This is a genomic window from Mesorhizobium sp. M4B.F.Ca.ET.214.01.1.1 (assembly GCF_004791545.1).
Taxonomy (GTDB): domain Bacteria; phylum Pseudomonadota; class Alphaproteobacteria; order Rhizobiales; family Rhizobiaceae; genus Mesorhizobium; species Mesorhizobium abyssinicae.
In genome coordinates, this window is sequence record NZ_SRUX01000012.1 from 45,659 (window position 1) to 62,241 (window position 16,583).

General features: G+C 63.9%; 17 protein-coding genes. 3 read left to right on the top strand and 14 right to left on the bottom strand.

Features of this window, described 5'->3' with window-relative positions; all coding sequences use genetic code 11:
• Window positions 1-41 precede the first annotated feature (41 nt).
• The 5 genes from EN857_RS22755 to EN857_RS22775 all read right to left on the bottom strand — a co-directional run bounded on the left by EN857_RS22755 (window position 42) and on the right by EN857_RS22775 (window position 5,845).
• A complete protein-coding gene (locus EN857_RS22755; protein ID WP_128346752.1) occupies window positions 42-1,007 on the bottom strand; it encodes a helix-turn-helix domain-containing protein in 966 nt (321 codons plus the stop codon).
• 246 nt (window positions 1,008-1,253) lie between these two features.
• Window positions 1,254-2,084, bottom strand: coding sequence for an aspartyl/asparaginyl beta-hydroxylase domain-containing protein (locus EN857_RS22760; protein WP_135859270.1), 831 nt, complete (start codon window positions 2,082-2,084; stop codon window positions 1,254-1,256).
• Between the two features lie 355 nt (window positions 2,085-2,439).
• Window positions 2,440-4,905 (bottom strand): ATP-dependent Clp protease ATP-binding subunit ClpA, encoded by a 2,466-nt coding sequence (gene clpA / locus EN857_RS22765; protein ID WP_127284621.1) that lies wholly within the window; start codon window positions 4,903-4,905, stop codon window positions 2,440-2,442.
• 6 nt (window positions 4,906-4,911) lie between these two features.
• Window positions 4,912-5,238, bottom strand: coding sequence for an ATP-dependent Clp protease adapter ClpS (clpS, locus tag EN857_RS22770; RefSeq protein WP_187331408.1), 327 nt, complete (start codon window positions 5,236-5,238; stop codon window positions 4,912-4,914).
• A gap of 277 nt (window positions 5,239-5,515) precedes the next feature.
• The gene (locus EN857_RS22775) at window positions 5,516-5,845 is read right to left on the bottom strand and encodes a phasin family protein (protein ID WP_127392146.1); all 330 of its coding nucleotides are present in this window, start codon (window positions 5,843-5,845) and stop codon (window positions 5,516-5,518) included.
• A gap of 288 nt (window positions 5,846-6,133) precedes the next feature.
• On the opposite strand from EN857_RS22775, the gene EN857_RS22780 reads away from it, so the two are divergent.
• Entirely contained in the window at window positions 6,134-7,555 is a 1,422-nt protein-coding gene (locus tag EN857_RS22780; RefSeq protein ID WP_127392147.1) for a D-alanyl-D-alanine carboxypeptidase family protein, read from the top strand.
• 43 nt (window positions 7,556-7,598) lie between these two features.
• Here the strand turns inward: EN857_RS22780 and EN857_RS22785 are convergent, their stop codons facing one another.
• The 3 genes from EN857_RS22785 to EN857_RS22795 all read right to left on the bottom strand — a co-directional run bounded on the left by EN857_RS22785 (window position 7,599) and on the right by EN857_RS22795 (window position 10,447).
• Window positions 7,599-8,294 (bottom strand): DnaJ domain-containing protein, encoded by a 696-nt coding sequence (locus tag EN857_RS22785; protein WP_127392148.1) that lies wholly within the window; start codon window positions 8,292-8,294, stop codon window positions 7,599-7,601.
• Window positions 8,295-8,531: 237 nt separating this feature from the next.
• Window positions 8,532-8,969: a DUF1489 family protein gene (locus tag EN857_RS22790; protein ID WP_127392149.1), complete on the bottom strand. Its 438-nt coding sequence runs from the start codon at window positions 8,967-8,969 to the stop codon at window positions 8,532-8,534.
• A gap of 74 nt (window positions 8,970-9,043) precedes the next feature.
• Window positions 9,044-10,447 (bottom strand): L-serine ammonia-lyase, encoded by a 1,404-nt coding sequence (locus tag EN857_RS22795; RefSeq protein WP_127392150.1) that lies wholly within the window; start codon window positions 10,445-10,447, stop codon window positions 9,044-9,046.
• 220 nt (window positions 10,448-10,667) lie between these two features.
• Here EN857_RS22795 and EN857_RS22800 point away from each other — a divergent pair, with 220 nt between their 5' ends.
• Complete coding sequence (locus EN857_RS22800) at window positions 10,668-11,324, top strand: cysteine hydrolase (protein WP_348630792.1); 657 nt, start codon at window positions 10,668-10,670, stop codon at window positions 11,322-11,324.
• Window positions 11,325-11,366: 42 nt separating this feature from the next.
• Window positions 11,367-12,104: a DUF599 domain-containing protein gene (locus EN857_RS22805; RefSeq protein WP_127392151.1), complete on the top strand. Its 738-nt coding sequence runs from the start codon at window positions 11,367-11,369 to the stop codon at window positions 12,102-12,104.
• Here the strand turns inward: EN857_RS22805 and EN857_RS22810 are convergent.
• The 6 genes from EN857_RS22810 to EN857_RS22835 form a co-directional block, all read right to left on the bottom strand.
• Window positions 12,059-12,850: a YdcF family protein gene (locus EN857_RS22810; protein WP_127392152.1), complete on the bottom strand. Its 792-nt coding sequence runs from the start codon at window positions 12,848-12,850 to the stop codon at window positions 12,059-12,061. The genes EN857_RS22805 and EN857_RS22810 overlap by 46 nt on opposite strands.
• Before the next feature lie 130 nt (window positions 12,851-12,980).
• Complete coding sequence (locus tag EN857_RS22815; RefSeq protein WP_127286213.1) at window positions 12,981-14,546, bottom strand: amidase family protein; 1,566 nt, start codon at window positions 14,544-14,546, stop codon at window positions 12,981-12,983.
• Complete coding sequence (locus tag EN857_RS22820; protein ID WP_127392153.1) at window positions 14,546-15,004, bottom strand: GNAT family N-acetyltransferase; 459 nt, start codon at window positions 15,002-15,004, stop codon at window positions 14,546-14,548. The genes EN857_RS22815 and EN857_RS22820 overlap by 1 nt, the downstream gene beginning before the upstream one ends.
• 7 nt (window positions 15,005-15,011) lie before the next feature.
• The gene (gene gatC / locus EN857_RS22825; protein ID WP_127286215.1) at window positions 15,012-15,299 is read right to left on the bottom strand and encodes an Asp-tRNA(Asn)/Glu-tRNA(Gln) amidotransferase subunit GatC; all 288 of its coding nucleotides are present in this window, start codon (window positions 15,297-15,299) and stop codon (window positions 15,012-15,014) included.
• A gap of 89 nt (window positions 15,300-15,388) precedes the next feature.
• On the bottom strand, window positions 15,389-15,805 hold the full coding sequence (locus tag EN857_RS22830) for a hypothetical protein (RefSeq protein WP_128346564.1): 417 nt from the start codon (window positions 15,803-15,805) through the stop codon (window positions 15,389-15,391).
• A gap of 46 nt (window positions 15,806-15,851) precedes the next feature.
• Window positions 15,852-16,559, bottom strand: coding sequence for a metal-dependent hydrolase (locus tag EN857_RS22835; protein WP_135859269.1), 708 nt, complete (start codon window positions 16,557-16,559; stop codon window positions 15,852-15,854).
• Window positions 16,560-16,583 lie beyond the last annotated feature (24 nt).

A 16,583-nucleotide genomic window follows, 5' to 3' on the forward strand; every position in this document is an offset into this window, starting at 1 on the left:
GCCGAGTGTCGCAGAACTGCGACAGGTCGGGTCCGGGAAAATCAATGGGTGCGGTGGATGCCGAAACGGGCGAGCTTGCGGTGCAGCGTGGCGCGGGAAATGCCGAGGTTCTGGGCCGCGGCGGAGACGTTGCCGCCGGTGCGTGCAATCGCGCGCTGCACCACACCGCGCTCGGCATCATCCAAATCCTCGGAGGTCTTGGCTGCATCGCCGAGGAGATCGGCGGCAAGCAGCCCCTTGGCAAGGGCTTCTCGGGTTATGCCGAGCGCAAGACGCGCGGAGCGCGTCGCACCGACAACCAGATCGTCGGCATCGACGGCAATGAACGCGCCGGCGCCGCGCTCGGCGACCGGAGCGAGCAGGATGCGGGCGTTGGAGTACACCATGCGGAAATTCTCGGCCTCGATGCGGCGGGCGGCGTCACCGACCGCAACCGCGATGAGCTGGACAAAACCTTCCGTCAGATCCGACCGGCAGGACGACACGTCGAGCGCCGCCGCCAGATTGCCTTCGTGGTCGTAGACCGGCGCCGTGGTGCAGCTGAGCAGCGTGTTGCGTGAGAAGAAGTGCTGGTCGCGATGGATGGTCAGCGCCCGCTGGTCGGCGATACAGGTGCCGATCCCGTTGGTGCCTTCGCTGTCCTCGCTCCACACCGTGCCGGTCCACAGGCCCCATTCGTCGAACGTCTCGTCGTCGGCGACGGCGCCCCTGCGCTCGATGGGGATGCCATTCCGGTCGGCTAGCATCACACAGCAGCCGACGCCGCCGACTGCGAGATAGAGCCGGTTGAGACTTGCCTCGGCGGCGCGGGCCAGTGGCTCCATGCGCTGCCTGGCCAGCATCAGCTCGGCTTCGGTCAACCGCTTCGGCGCCTTGCGCTCGGCCGGATCGAGACGGTGCAGCTGGAGAGAACGCCGCCATGAGGCGACCAGCGCCGAATGGGCCGCGTCGCTCCTGGCGATCGAGGCCTGGACATGATCCGCATGCACGACTGATTGCCGACCGATCAACCTGACCCTCCCGTGAGCGAGACCTCCTCCCGCTCAGTCGTCATGTTGGCTAGAACATATTCGACACCCAAGGCAGTTCAGCTTCGATAGAACGCTGACCCCGAGACGTATTTGATTTTGCGCAATTCGGGACGGAAAATCGCTACGCAATCGTCCCAGAATTGCTCTGGCGTTCTAACGGTGGCTGCCGGCCGGCGCCATTGGACGTTGGTTTAAGACCGATTGGCGAGATCCTGTCGTAGATCAGTTCGCCCCGGCCTTCTTCGGTTTGCTGGAGCCGATCATCTTCCAGTTCTTGTAGAACATGGCGTTGACGCGCTCGACGCTGACCGAGACGACCGCGAGAAGACCGGCGATCAGGCCCGGGAACGGGGACGGACGGATGATGTCCATGAAGACGCAATAGCGTCGCCCGTCATACTCGTTGACCGAGCGGTGCAGCAGCGTGTCGTCGAAAATGTAGAGCGGATTGTCGTGCCAGTAGTTCCTGGCGTCGTTGCACTCGACGAAAACCTCGGCCTTCACCGGCAGCAAATTGTAGAGAATGCGCAGGCTGAGTCGAAGCGGACCGAAATGCCAGGAGGTCGATTCCTTGCCCCTGAAGACGGACACGGCGATGGTCTTAATGTATTTGAAATCCTTGTTGAATTCCGCCACGTTGTCGATCTTGTGCTTGCCGTACCACTGATAGACATACATGCCACGCCGGCCGGTGCCGAAATTGGCGTCGATATCGGCGATGATCTCGTCCTTGCGCGCCTTGAAGACGTCGAGAACCTCGTTGACCTCTCGCTGATAGTCGGCGGGAAACTGCTCCAGCTTCCAGACGCCAGGGTTCCGGTAGCAAAGCAGGTCGACAAGCAGGTTGAACGGCGACAGCAGCCAGGTGAAGAGGCCGTTGCCGAGAAAATAACCGCGGAACAGCGACAGGGTCTTGTTCTTGTTGCGCAGCACGTCGATCAGGCCGCAGACGATCCAGATCGTCGTCAGGATCGGGATGAAGTAGAAGCCGAGCGCGAGAAGCGGAACCGCTATGATCAGCTGGCGGAGGGATTTGCGAAGGGTTTTTGTCATTGGTTGCTCGCGCCGGGCGCGATTCCTGTTCCGAATGATTATCGCCAAAGGCTCTTGGCCGCGACCACCACCCAGGTCGTGCGCCTTGATAAGGTCTTTTGTTGCTCGGCACAATGCCGTCGCATACGGCCCGAATGGTCGACGGCTGTTGCCAACAAGAATATTTGGAGTCGGCCGCTCCACTTAAGGTCAATGCGCTGCCGGCAGGCCGAGGTCGTCCCATTTCGTCTTCGGCACGACATCGCCGACCGGGAATTCGATGCGTCGGCGCTTCGCCTCGCTTGGCCAGCCTCGCGCTCGCTGTCAGCACCATGAAAAAAGCCCCGTTTCCGGGGCTTTTCGATCGTGGGGGCCCTCAGCCCTTGCGCGGCAACTGGGGCACAAGGCTGCGCTTGCCGCCGTCCTTGCCCTTCGGCTCCGGCTTCTGCGCCACCGCCTTCTTGGCTGCGGGTTTCTTTGCCGCCTTGCGGGGCTTCGGCGCTTCTTCCGGCTCTTCCTTCTTCGGCTTCACCGGCGCTTCGTCGGCCAGCGATTCGAGCTTCAGGCCGGTCTCGCCGGTTTCCTTCTTCTCGACGGTGACGCGCACCGTGCCGCCCTTCTTGAGCTTGCCGAACAGCACCTCGTCGGCCAGCGGCTTCTTGATGTGCTCCTGGATGACGCGGCCGAGCGGACGGGCGCCCATGCGCTCGTCATAGCCCTTGTCGGCCAGCCAGGCGATCGCGTCCGGCGACAGGTCGAAGGTGACGCCGCGCTCGGAGAGCTGGGCCTCCAACTGCATGACGAACTTCTGCACCACCTGATGGATGACCGGCACCGGCAGCGAGCCGAACGGGATGATCGCATCGAGGCGGTTGCGGAACTCCGGCGTGAACAGCCGGTTGATCGCCTCGACATCGTCGCCTTCGCGCTTGGTCGAGCCGAAGCCGATCGCCGCGCGCTGCGCATCCGACGCACCCGCATTGGTGGTCATAATCAGGATGACATTGCGGAAGTCGATCTGCTTGCCGTTGTGGTCGGTCAGCTTACCGTGGTCCATCACCTGCAACAGGATGTTGAACAGGTCCGGATGCGCCTTCTCGACCTCGTCGAGCAGCAGCACGCAGTGCGGATGCTGGTCGACGCCGTCGGTCAGCAGGCCGCCCTGGTCGAAGCCGACATAGCCGGGAGGCGCGCCGATCAGCCGCGAGACGGTGTGGCGTTCCATGTATTCCGACATGTCGAAGCGGATCAGTTCGACGCCCAGCGAGGCGGCGAGCTGCTTGGCCACTTCCGTCTTGCCGACGCCGGTCGGGCCCGAAAACAGATAGGAGCCGATCGGCTTTTCCGGTTCGCGCAGGCCGGCGCGCGCCAGCTTGATCGCCGAGGTCAGCGCGGTGATCGCGGTGTCCTGGCCGTAGACGACGCGCTTCAGCTCGACGTCGAGACCCTGCAGCACCTTCTCGTCGTCGGCCGAAACCGTCTTCGGCGGGATGCGCGCCATGGTGGCGATCGTGGCTTCGATTTCCTTGATGCCGATCGTCTTCTTGCGCTTGGCCTCAGGCACCAGCATCTGCGACGCGCCGGTCTCGTCGATCACGTCGATCGCCTTGTCCGGCAGCTTGCGGTCGTTGATGTAGCGCGCCGAAAGCTCGACCGAGGCCTTGATCGCCTCGCTCGTGTAGCGGACCTTGTGGAACTCCTCGAAATAGGGCTTGAGGCCCTTCATGATCTCGATGGCGTCCTCGATGGTCGGCTCGTTGACGTCGATCTTCTGGAAGCGCCGCACCAAAGCGCGGTCCTTCTCGAAGAACTGGCGGAACTCCTTGTAGGTGGTCGAGCCGATGCAGCGGATGGCGCCCGACGACAGCGCCGGCTTCAGCAGGTTCGACGCGTCCATAGCGCCGCCTGACGTGGCCCCTGCCCCGATCACGGTATGGATCTCGTCGATGAACAGCACCGCGCCCGGGTAGTCCTCGAGTTCCTTGACGACCTGCTTCAGCCGCTCCTCGAAGTCGCCGCGATAGCGCGTGCCGGCAAGCAGCGTGCCCATGTCGAGCGCGAAGATGGTGGCGTTGTGCAGCACTTCCGGCACGTCGCCCTCGACAATGCGCTTGGCCAGACCCTCGGCGATCGCCGTCTTGCCGACGCCGGGATCACCGACATAGAGCGGGTTGTTCTTGGAGCGGCGGCATAGCACCTGGATGGTGCGGTTGATCTCCGACTCGCGGCCGATCAGCGGATCGATCTTGCCGGCCTTGGCCTTGTTGTTGAGGTTGATGCAGTAGGCCGTCAGCGCGTCCTGCTGCTGCTTCTTCTTGCCGTTCTCCTCCTGCGGCTCGGCGCCGTTCTGGCCGCCCTGCTCGTCATCGGCGCCGCGCGGGGTGCGGCTCTCCGACGCGCCGGGGCGCTTGGCGATGCCATGCGAGATGTAGTTGACCGCGTCGTAGCGGGTCATCTGCTGTTCCTGCAGGAAATAGGCGGCGTGGCTCTCGCGCTCGGCGAAGATGGCGACAAGCACGTTGGCGCCCGAGACCTCTTCGCGGCCAGACGACTGCACGTGGATCACGGCGCGCTGGATGACGCGCTGGAAACCGGCGGTGGGCTTGGAATCCTCATCATAGCCGGTGACGAGATTGTCGAGTTCGGTGTCGATATAGGTGAGAACCGTGTGCTTCAATTCGTCGAGGTCGACGTTGCAGGCGCGCATGACGGCGGCCGCCTCGGTGTCGTCGATCAACGCGAGCAGCAGGTGTTCGAGTGTTGCGTATTCATGGTGCCGCTCATTGGCGAGCGTCAGCGCCTGATGTAGCGCCTTTTCCAGGCCTTGGGAGAAAGCCGGCATGTTACCTCACTTCTTCTCCATCACGCATTGCAGCGGATGCTGATTCTGTCGGGCGAAATCCATGACCTGGGACACTTTGGTCTCGGCCACCTCGAATGTATAGACCCCGCACTCGCCCACTCCATGATTGTGAACATGAAGCATGATGCGTGTGGCGGCTTCGCGGTCCTTCTGGAAAAAACGCTCCAGCACGTGAACCACGAACTCCATGGGCGTGTAGTCGTCGTTGAGGATGAGGACCCGGTAGAGACTGGGCTTCTTGGTCTTGGTTTTGGTGCGCGTGATGACGGCCGTACCGCGACCGGCCTCGTTGCCGTCGCCTTCACTCTGCATCCGCACCACGCCTGCCGTGGCAGTCAAACCGATCGTCACGTAGTCCTGCCTTTTTCGAATCCCCATGCGAGTTCGACATGTAGGTGTTCGATGGACGATTTTAAGCCCTTCTGTTTAGCTGACAATATGGCTAGGTGGGCAAACTTCAGCGATTTTCGCAATCGTGAAGGCAGCAAAGCCGCCGGATTGAAGCGAACATGAAAAAACCCGGCCGCGCATCCGCGACCGGGTCTGTCATGCAGGCCGGCTGGCCTAATTTCAGTGCCTTGCGGCGAAATTACTTCGCCTTGGCGACGATCGATTCGAACGGCTTGTAGGCTTCCTTGGCGAGTTCGGCATAGAGGTCGCTGATCTTGGCGGCCTCGGCGACGAAGCTCTCGTAGCTCTGCTTGGCGTAGTCGGACTGGATCTCGATCGCCTTGTCCAGCGACTTGGCCGAGAACAGCTTCTCGAAGGCGGCGCTGCCGGCCTCGAAGCTCTTCTTGGTGTACTCGCCCGCTTCGGTGGCGATCGCCTGCGCGCCCTTGGTGAGCGAAGCAAAGCTCTTCAATCCTGTGTCGGCAAATTCCTTGCCGTATTTGCTGAAGTCCTCGTAGGTCTGGGCCATTTCACGCTTCCCTTCGTGGTTGAAACGCCCTTTTGCCCCGGGCGCCCTTGTGCAATGCACCGTAAATATATTGTGCGATGCACAAAAGTCAAGTTTTTGCCTGTTTGCTGGGCATAGGCGGACGGGAAGAGTCCAAAATTCGAATAAAAAGCGGCTCAAATCGCCAGAAAATGGTGAACGCGGCGGTTACCATAAACGGATTGGTAACGCTGCCCGCGATAGCTTGACCGGAAGCGAGGCAGGCTCACGCCGCCGCCTCCGGGGCAACGAAAATTCAGGGAAGTATCAGTGCGTCAGGCGTTGTCGGGCTTCGTCTCCAAATCCTCCTCATTCCTCAAGGCGGCCACGATCGTCGCCCTGGCGATGGGCGTCGTCGTCGCCGATGCCGCCTCGTCGATGGCGGCGAAGTCGGCCGCCATCGTCATCGACGCCAAGACCGGCAAGGTGCTGTATTCCTCCGACGCCAATGGTCGGCGCTATCCCGCTTCGCTGACCAAGATGATGACGCTCTACCTGACGTTCGAGGCGCTGGCGAAGGGCCGGATCTCGAAGAACACGCCGGTGCCGTTCTCCGCCCACGCCGCGGCCGAGCCGCCGACCAAGCTCGGCGTCAAGCCCGGCGGATCGGTGTCCGTCGACACCGCCATCCTGTCGATGGTCACCAAGTCGGCCAATGATTCCGCGACGGCGCTGGGCGAGCTGATCGGTGGCAACGAAGCCAATTTCGCCCGCATGATGACCGCCAAGGCGCGTCAGCTCGGCATGAACGGCACGGTCTTCCGCAACGCCAACGGCCTGCCCGATCCCGGCCAGTTCACCACGGCCCACGATATGGCCATGCTCGGCATCGCGCTGAGGGAGCACTTCCCGCAATATTACGGCTACTTTTCGCAGCGCTCCTTCCTGTACGGCCGCCAGCGCATCAACGGCCACAACCGCTTGCTCGGCCGGATCAAGGGCGTGGACGGAATCAAGACCGGCTACACCCGCGCTTCCGGCTACAATCTGGTCTCGTCGGTCAACGACGGCGATCGCAAGCTCGTCGCCGTCGTGATGGGCGGCGCCTCGGGCCGCTCGCGCGACAACCAGATGGCCGGTCTGATCAACGCCTACATGCCGCGGGCATCGACGCGCGGTGGTGGCGCCCTGGTCGCCAAGACCGGTGGCGGCAATCCGATCAGCGCCCTCGCCAAGGTGTTCCTGCCGAAGCACGATGCACCGACCCCGGACGAAAAGCCGGCGGTCGAAGACGAGGCGACGGTCGCCTCCGCCGACGACAGCGCGCCCGTTGTCGAGGAAACCGCCCCGGTCGTCGAGGAAACCACGCCGGTCGTCCAGATCAAGAAGGTCAAGACCGTGGCTGTCGCCGCTGTGGCTGCGGCCCCGGCGCCGCAGGCCGTCGCCGCCTATGCCGAACCTGAGCCGGCGCCGGCGGTCGATCCGGTCAAGACGGCCTCGGTGCCGTCGGGCTGGGCGGTGCAGGTGGCGTCCTCGCCGAAGCAATCGGAAGCCCAGGCCTTCCTCGACAAGACGAGCAAGCAGGCGCCGAAGGTGCTGGCCGATGCCTCCGCGTTCACCGTCGCCTTCGACAAGGACGGCGTCACCTACTACCGCGCCCGCTTCGGCGGCTTCTCGTCGAAGGACGCCGCGTGGAATGCCTGCACCGCTTTGAAGAAGAAGAAGATCAGCTGTTACGCCGTCCAGCAGTAGGGCGGCATTGGAATCTCCCGGGAAATTTCTGCGTCGAAGGAGACTAGTTGTGGTTGGAGAGCAAGACGTCCTTGGCTTCATTGATCCGCGCCGCAAGGAACGACGTGCCGCCGATATCGGGGTGCAGGCGCTGCATCAGGCGGCGGTGCGCCTTGCGGACATCCGCCGCGGCGGCCCCCGCTTCAAGACCAAGGATCTTGTAGGCCTCCTCCTTAGTCATGGCGCCCGCACCTGGCGCAACACCCAGCCCTTCGCCACTGTCCGGCTCTGCGTTTTTGCGCCAGACGGGAAATCGGCCGTCAAGATACGTCTCTAGCAGCTGGCGGCTCTCCGGATCGCCGGAGAGCTCACGATAGAGGTGCTGCAGCTCGGCCAGGTTCATCGCGCCAAGCATCTTGCCTTCATGGCGGCCGGCCAGAACGAGCCCTTCCAGTCCGCCGGTCTTGTGATCGAGCTCCATTTCCAGCGCGGCAGTGCGCACGGTGGAGCGTTTTCGCGGCGGTGGCTGCGCCGGTCGGTTAATGCGCATCGTACCGTACCAGGCTGCCGCGCCGACCAGCATGATCCCACCGAGGCCGCTGCGCCCGACGGCGAATATCGCTGCGCCGGCCAGGGCAAGGAGAATCGGCCCCAGCGTCTTCAATCCATCCGCCATTTTCGCAGGATCGGCGCGCACGAAAATCGTGACGGCGCCTAGAAGCACCAGAAGCAATGCGACCAATGCGATCAGTATGCCCATCGGTTCCCGTCGCCCTGCAAAGTGACGACAGACCGCTCGTTTGACCGCCATTTCCTGCCGGAGTCATGACCCTTCCGGCAAGCCGGGGCCCGCGCGGGGCGCGCCTGAGCGATCTGCTTATTGTCGCACATAGATTGAAGATGTAGCGCGGCGCCAATGCTTGCAAGTCCCATGTCTCACCATGGGGAGGGCCAGCAGGCGCCGGCGGATCGCAACCCCGGGGCAGAATCGTCCGCCCTACAGCAGGCCCAGCTCGGCCAGTTCCTGCCTGAGCTTCGGCGGCATCTCGACCAGGCCTGTCCTGCCCTTGCCGAGATCGGCTGGCGCGTCGGACGGTTTCAGGTAGCGCCAGCCCTGGAAGGCGCGGCGCGGCTGCCATTCGGTGCGCACGACTTGCGGGTCGAGCATCAGGTGACAGCGGCCGATGCCCTCATCGTCGGTGAACGGCCGGATCTCGGTGATCAACTGGCGGCATTGCACGCTGCCCTTGATCACCCAGTAGAGCGAGCCGCCGTCGGTGACCTCGTCGCCGCGCGACGGCACCATGCGGGTGGTGTGCCAGTGCTCGGCCGGCTCGCCGGCGCGCCGCCGCTCGTCGAGGCGAAAGTCGATCCACTCTTCGAGATCCTCGACGCTGTCGCAGCCGACGCAAAGTTTTAGAAGATTGAGAGCCATCGCTTAAGGTTTAGTCCGGCACGCGAAACCGTCAACGCCCCTGCCCGACTTCTCCACAGTGCCAGCGACGGCGTTCAGCACTCGACGACGTTGACGGCGAGACCGCCGAGGCTGGTTTCCTTGTACTTCTCGTTCATGTCGAGGCCGGTCTGGCGCATGGTCTCGATCGCCGCGTCGAGCGGCACGAAGTGGGTGCCGTCGCCCTTGATGGCGAGCGAAGCGGCGGTCACCGCCTTGACGGCGCCGAGCGCATTGCGCTCGATGCATGGCACCTGCACCAGCCCGCCGACGGGATCGCAGGTCATGCCGAGATGATGCTCCAGCGCGATCTCGGCTGCATTCTCGACCTGCTCCGGCGTGCCGCCCATGACGGCGCAAAGGCCGGCCGCCGCCATGGCCGAGGCGGAACCGACCTCGCCCTGGCAGCCGACCTCAGCGCCCGAGATCGAGGCGTTCGACTTGATGATGCCGCCGACGGCGGCGGCGGTGAGCAGAAAGTCGCGGATGCTCGGCTGGTCGGCCTCGGGATGGAAATGCAGCCAGTAGCGCAGCACCGCCGGCAGCGTTCCGGCCGCGCCATTGGTCGGCGCGGTGACGACGCGTCCGCCGGCGGCGTTCTCCTCATTGACCGCCATGGCGTAGATCGACAGCCAGTCATTGGCGAGCAAGGGGTTCGGCCGGTTCTGCTGCCACTGTTCCTGCAGCTTGTCGTGCAGTTGCCGGGCACGACGGCGCACCTTCAACCCGCCCGGCATGATGCCGTCCTGCGACAGGCCGCGGTCGATGCAGCCCTTCATGGCGCCCCAGATGGCGTCGAGACCGGCGTCGAGGTCCTCGCGCGACATCTGCGTCTCCTCGTTGACGCGCTTCATCTCGGCGATGGAAAGCCCGCTCTTGGCCGCCATCTTCAGCATCTCGACGGCATTCTTGAAGGGATAAGGCACCTTCTTGCCTTCCGTCGTCACCGAGCCCTTGGCCTTTATCCGCTGCAGCTCTTCCTCGGAAACGACGAAGCCGCCGCCGATCGAATAATAGATGCGCTTGAGCAGCAGTCGGTCGCCGGCGTCGTAGGCATAGAACGCCATGCCGTTGGCGTGGCCGGTGAGCGGCGTCTTGCGGTCGAGCACGAGATCGGTCGCGGGATCGAAGCGGTAAGTCGGGTGACCCGGCGGCGCGATGCGCTTCTCGGCTGCGATCCCGGCAACGATGCCGTCGGCGAGGTCGGGATCGACCGTCTGGGGCGTCTCGCCGGCAAGGCCGAGAACGACGGCGCGGTCGGAGCCATGGCCGATGCCTGTATAGGCGAGCGAGCCGTGCAGGCTGGCGCCGATGCGGTCGACTTTTGCGCCTGCCGGGCGTGGCCAGTCACCGGCGAGGATCTCGTCCAGAAAACGCCGCGCGGCGGTCATCGGCCCCATCGTGTGCGAGCTCGATGGGCCGATGCCGATCTTGAACAGGTCGAAAACCGAAAGGAACACGCGCCGTTGTCTCCTGAATCCGTCTCGGCATACATATAGGAATTGCTGAGATGTTTCCGCTGTTTTGCGGATCGCGGCTGAGCGCCCGCCGACCTTGTCTGCTCCGGCAGCGACATTGATTGTCGGGTCACGCCGGCGGGGCTATTCTCCGAGACGCCAGGTAATCGTTGGGGAGGAAGCAATGCTTGCGTTGGATGCCTAGCCGGAACCGGTGTGCATCGTGCCGGCGCAGACGGCCATCATCGTGGTGGACATGCAGAACGCCTTCGCCTCGGCGGGCGGCATGTTCGACCTGGCGGGCTTCGACATATCGGGTGCTGCACCGGCCATCGAGGCCAACAAAAGGCTGCTTGCGGCCGCGCGCAAAGCTGGCCTCACCGTGGTCTATCTCCAGATGTCGTACAGGCCCGACCTCGGCGACGCCGGCGATGCCTCCTCGCCGAACTACCACAAGGAACTGGGAATGGTGCTGATGCGCCAGCGCCCCGAGCTACGCGGCAATCTGTTGATCGACAACAGCTGGGACTGGCAAATCGTCGATGCGCTGAAGCCGGAGCCGGGCGACCAGATCATCCGCAAATCCCGCTACAGCGGCTTTTGCAACACCGGTCTGGAAGCGTATCTGCGGGCTCGCAATATCCGCCATCTGCTGTTCAGCGGGGTCGCCACCAATGTCTGCGTCGATGCGACCGCGCGCGACGCCTACATGCTGGAATTCTGGCCTGTCCTGGTCGAGGACGCGATGAACCATTCGGGCCCCGACTTCAACCGCCAGGCAACGCTGTGGAATTTCGAGAACGCGTTCGGATGGGTCACCAGGACGGACATGGTGGTCGAGGCCCTGCGCGCGAAAGCCGCCCAACCCCTGCCGGCCTAGCCGACCGTCGAAGCGGCCGGCTCGCCTGTGGTACAAGGGGACATGGGCGATTCCTTCCATCTTTCGACGGCCGACCTCGCGGCGCTGGCCTTCTTCCTCATCGTCTGGGTGCTGCATACGCTGGCCTCCGACGGCAAGCTGGTCAGCCGCGTCTCGTTGACGACGGCGATGAACGCCCAGCGCACGGCCTGGATGCGAACCATGGCCGAGCGCGAGATCCGCATCGTCGACACCGCCATCATGACCGGTCTGCAGCAAGGCACCGCCTTCTTCGCATCCTCTTCGCTGATCGCGCTTGGCGGCTGTTTCGCGCTGCTCGGCGCCTCCGACCAGGTGCTTACGGTGCTGAGCGACCTGCCGCTGAGCGCGACCTCCTCGCGCGAGGCTTTCCAGATGAAGGTTTTCGGCCTGGTGCTGATCCTGGCCTTCGCCTTCTTCAAGTTCGGCTGGGCCTACCGTCTGTTCAACTACTGCTCGATCCTGATCGGCGCGGTGCCGATCCCGTACGGCGAGGCTTCGCGCAATCCGGTCACCGAGACCGCGGTCTGGCGCGCGACGCGCATGAACATGCTGGCCGGCAAGCATTTCAATTCCGGCCTGCGCGCGGTGTTCTTCTCGATCGGCTATCTCGGCTGGTTCATCGACCCGGTGATTTTCGTGCTGTCGACGCTGCTGCTGCTGGCGGTGCTGGTCCGGCGCCAGTTCTTCTCTGCGGCCAGGGAGGCCGTCCTCGGTCAGCCGCCCGGGAAGGGCCGGTCGATGCGGCCGGACAGCCAGTAAGCGGCAAGCCCGATCCATTCGCGGATCGCCATGGTTGCCACCTGCAGCGAATCGGCCGGGTTGTCGCGGAACAGGCCGATGCCTTCTTTGCCCGAGGTGCGGTAATCCACCGGCCATGGGATGGTCGGGAAGCCAGCCTTGTCGAACAGTGCCTTGGCGCGCGGCATGTGGAAGGCCGAGGTCACCAGCAGCCAGGTCTCGCCCGGCTTCGGCGCCACCAACTGCCTGGTGAAGACGGCGTTCTCATAGGTGTTGCGCGACTTGTTCTCGAGGATCAGCCGATCGGCGCCGACGCCGAGCGCGCCAAGCAGGCGCGGCGCGGTGTCGGCATCGCCCTCGCCGTCCAGGAACAGTTCTCCGGTCCCGCCGGATACCACCACCTTGGCCTGCGGGAACCGCCGGGCGAGGATCGCGGTCTCGACCATGCGGTCACCGCCGCTGTTCAACTCATAGCCGCCGCGTGCGAGGTTGATGGCGCCCTCGAAGCCGCCACCGAGCACGACGATGCCGTCGACTCTTTGCGGCAGCGACGGTTTGGCAAAGCGCTCCTCCAGCGGGTTGAGCATCATCGCGCCAAGCGACGTCCAGGCCGAAAGCGACAGGATCAGGAAGGCGAGCATGCTACCGGAAGCGGCCAGCCGCCGACGGCCGAACACTGCCGCGAGCAGGCCCGCCAGCAGCAGGAAGATCGCCAGGTTGAGCGGCTGGATGAAGAACCAGAAGATCTTGGAAAGATAAAAGAACATCCCTCACCCCATTACAGCGCCGCGCGCCCCCTGGACGCGCAAAGGACGCTGTAACACTTTGATCTTGCGCACGTTCCTTTCCGAAAATCGATTCCGATTCTCGGAGCCACGAGCTAGATGAGGGACGATCCTACCACCACTTTTCCGGCTGAAATGTGCCGGCCGCCTGCTCGATGACATGCGCCGTCTGGAACAGGGTTTCCTCGTCGAAGGGACGACCGATGAGCTGCAGGCCGAGCGGCAGGCCCTTGGCGTCGAGACCGGCGGGCACGCTGATGCCCGGCAGGCCGGCCATGTTGACGGTCACCGTGAAGATGTCGTTGAGGTACATCTTGACCGGATCCGACGCCATGTCCTCGTCGGCAACGCCGAAGGCGGCCGACGGCGTTGCAGGCGTCAGGATGACATCGACGCCAGCGGCAAAGACGTTCTCGAAGTCGCGCTTGATCAGGGTGCGGACCTTCTGCGCCTGCAGGTAGTAGGCATCGTAATAGCCGGCCGACAGCACATAGGTGCCGATCATGATGCGGCGCTTGACCTCGCGGCCGAAGCCGGCGGCGCGGGTCTTCTCGTACATGTCGACGATGTCCTTGCCCGGCACACGCAGCCCGTAGCGGACGCCGTCATAGCGGGCGAGGTTCGACGAGGCCTCGGCCGGCGCCACGATGTAATAGGCCGGCAGCGCGTATTTGGTGTGCGGCAGCGAGATGTCGACGATCTCGGCGCCGGCTTCCTTCAGCCAGGCAATGCCCTTCTGCCACAGCGCCTCGATGTCCTGCGGCATGCCGTCGACGCGGTATTCCTTCGGAATGCCGACCTTCATACCCTTGATCGGTTTGCCGATCGCGGCCTCGTAGTCCGGCACCGGACGATCGACCGACGTGGTGTCCCTCGGGTCGACGGAGGCCATCGACTTCAACAGGATCGCGGCGTCGCGCACGTCGCGCGCGATCGGGCCGGCCTGGTCCAGCGACGAGGCGAAGGCGACAATGCCCCAGCGCGAGCAGCGGCCGTAGGTCGGCTTGATGCCGACCGTGCCGGTGAAAGCCGCCGGCTGGCGGATCGAGCCGCCGGTGTCGGTGGCGGTGGCTCCGGCGCAGAGGAAAGCGGAAACGGCCGAGGCCGATCCGCCGGACGAGCCGCCCGGCACGAGCTGGGCATTGTCCAGCGTGCGCTGGGTTTTCGCGCCGCCGGCCGAGACGAAGCCGCCGTCGCCCTGATGCGTGGTCGGCATTACCACCGTATCGAGGCGCGAGCGTCGCCACGGATTGATGACCGGGCCGTAGTAGGAGGTCTCGTTGGACGAGCCCATGGCGAACTCGTCCATGTTGAGCTTGCCCAGCATCACGGCGCCGTCGGCCCACAGATTGGCGGTGACGGTCGATTCGTAGCGCGGCTCGAAACCGTCCAGCACGTGGCTGCAGGCCTGGGTGTGGACGCCCTTGGTGCCGAACAGGTCCTTGATGCCGAGCGGAATGCCTTCCAGCGCGCCGCCCTCGCCCCTGGCGAGCTTGGCGTCGGAGGCCTTGGCCATGTCGCGCGCCTTGTCGCCGGTGACGGTGACATAGGCATTGAGCACCGGATTGGCGCGCTCGATCGCCTGGAGATAGGCCTCGGTGATCTCGGCCGCGGTGATCTCCTTGCCGCGCAGCCTGGCGCGGGCCTCGGAAATCGTCAGATGTGTCAGGTCGCTCATCAGGCAAGGCTCTTTTCGTAAAACACCGACCACTCGGAGTCGGGATAATCCAGCACCGGGCCGCAACGCGAGAATCCGGCGCGTTCATAGACGGTCCAGGCGGCGGGGTGGCGGTCGCCGGTTTCCAGCACAAGGCGCGTCATCCCCTCGCCACGCGCCAGCGCCTCGACCCGTTCGACGATTTTCGCGCCGATCTTCTGGCCGCGATGCGAGGGCCTGGTGTACATGCGCTTGACCTCGCCAACGGCGCCGTCATGACGCTTCAGCGCGCCGCAGCCGATGGCAAGACCATTGTCGCGGGCGACGAAGACGGTGGTGTCCTTGCCTGCCATCTGCTCGACGGTCATGTGGTAGCAGTGTTCTGGCGGCGTCAGTTCGAGCAGCGTCGCGTTGAGCTCCTCGACCAGCGTGCGCACATCGTCCTGCAAGGCGGTCTCGACGGCGATCTCGATTGCCATCGGCCGGTTACTCCACGACCTTCGGAACGAGGAAGAAGTTCTCTTCGGTGGCCGGCGCGTTGGCGACGATGTCGGAGGCCTTGTTGCCGTCGGTCACGATATCCAGCCGCTTCTTCATCTCCATCGGCGTCACCGATGTCATCGGCTCGACGCCGGAAACGTCGACCTCGTTCAATTGCTCGACGAAGCCGAGGATGGTGTTCAGTTCGCCGGTCATGCGCTCGGCGTCCTCCTCGCTCACCGCAATGCGGGCAAGGTGCGCGACACGCTTCACTGTCTGAAGATCAACGGACATTTCTGTTGCCTCTGGAAAACCAGCGCTATAGCGGCGCCGCGCGCGCCGCGCAACCTGCATCGTCGCGCGCGGACGGCTGAGATCTGGGCTTAGGGCGACGTCACGCCTTCGCAGAGGAAATAGCTGCCGCTGTTGCCGGCCTGCTCGCTTTCGTCATCGACGGGGCGGACCGAAACAAGATCGAGCTGCTTTGGGCTCATCTGCGTTACCGACAGCACATCGGGAAAGACAAAGCCCGGCTCCTGGCAGATGGCGGTGACCGCCCAGCTCGGCGAGCGTGTCGCCCTGGTGACCTGAAGGAACTCGCAATTGTATTCGATGCCTTGTAGGCCGTGGGCCGACAAAACGATGTTGCCGGCCTCGATCACGTCCTGCAGCTTGCCCTTCTTGGCCTGCGCGCACAGCTCTTCGGATTGCAGGTAGACACCGTCGATGAAGTCCTCCGCCGCCGGCGCGGGAGACGCGGCAACCAGCATCGAAACGCAAAGTGTCTGCCTCAAAGCCATGATTTCATTCCATTTCTCTCATGAATGATCTCGGCTCGTCGCGCCCCTATATCGTGATGGTCTGGCCGATTGCCGGCAAGGCCACTTGCACGCCTGAGCCCTCCATTCCCGCGACGAATTTGTCGGCGGTCTGGTCGATGATCGGAAAGGTGCCGAAATGACAGGGCACGACTGTGTCGAAATGGAAGAAGCGCCGGCAGGCGAGCGCCGCCACCGCGCCGCCCATGGTGAAACGGTCGCCGATCGGCACGAGGCCGATCTTCGGCTCATGCAGTTCGTTGATCAGCGCCATGTCGGAGAAGATGTCGGTGTCGCCCATATGGTAGAGCGTCTTGTCCTCCGCGAAATGCAGGACCAGACCGCCGGGATTGCCGAGATAGGTGTTGGCGCCGCCCTCGCCGCCGAAGGACGATGAGTGCAGCGCCTGGACGAAAGTGGTGGTGAAGGCGCCGCAATCGACGGTGCCGCCGATATTGCCGGGATTGATCCTGCTGCCGTTGGCGCCCTGGCCGACCAGATACATGCAGATTTCGTAATTGGCGACCAGCATGGCGCCGCTCTTCTTCAGCACCTCCAGCGCGCCGCTGACATGGTCGTTGTGGCCATGCGTCAGGAGCACATGGGTCACCCCTTCGGCCGGTCCTTCCCAGCCGCCCGTCCAGGACGGATTGCCGACCAGATAGGGGTCGATCAGGATATTGGCTCCCGCCGTCTCGACGCGGAACGCCGAATGTCCATACCAGGTCAGTTTCATCAACGACTTCCTCGATTTTTGTTG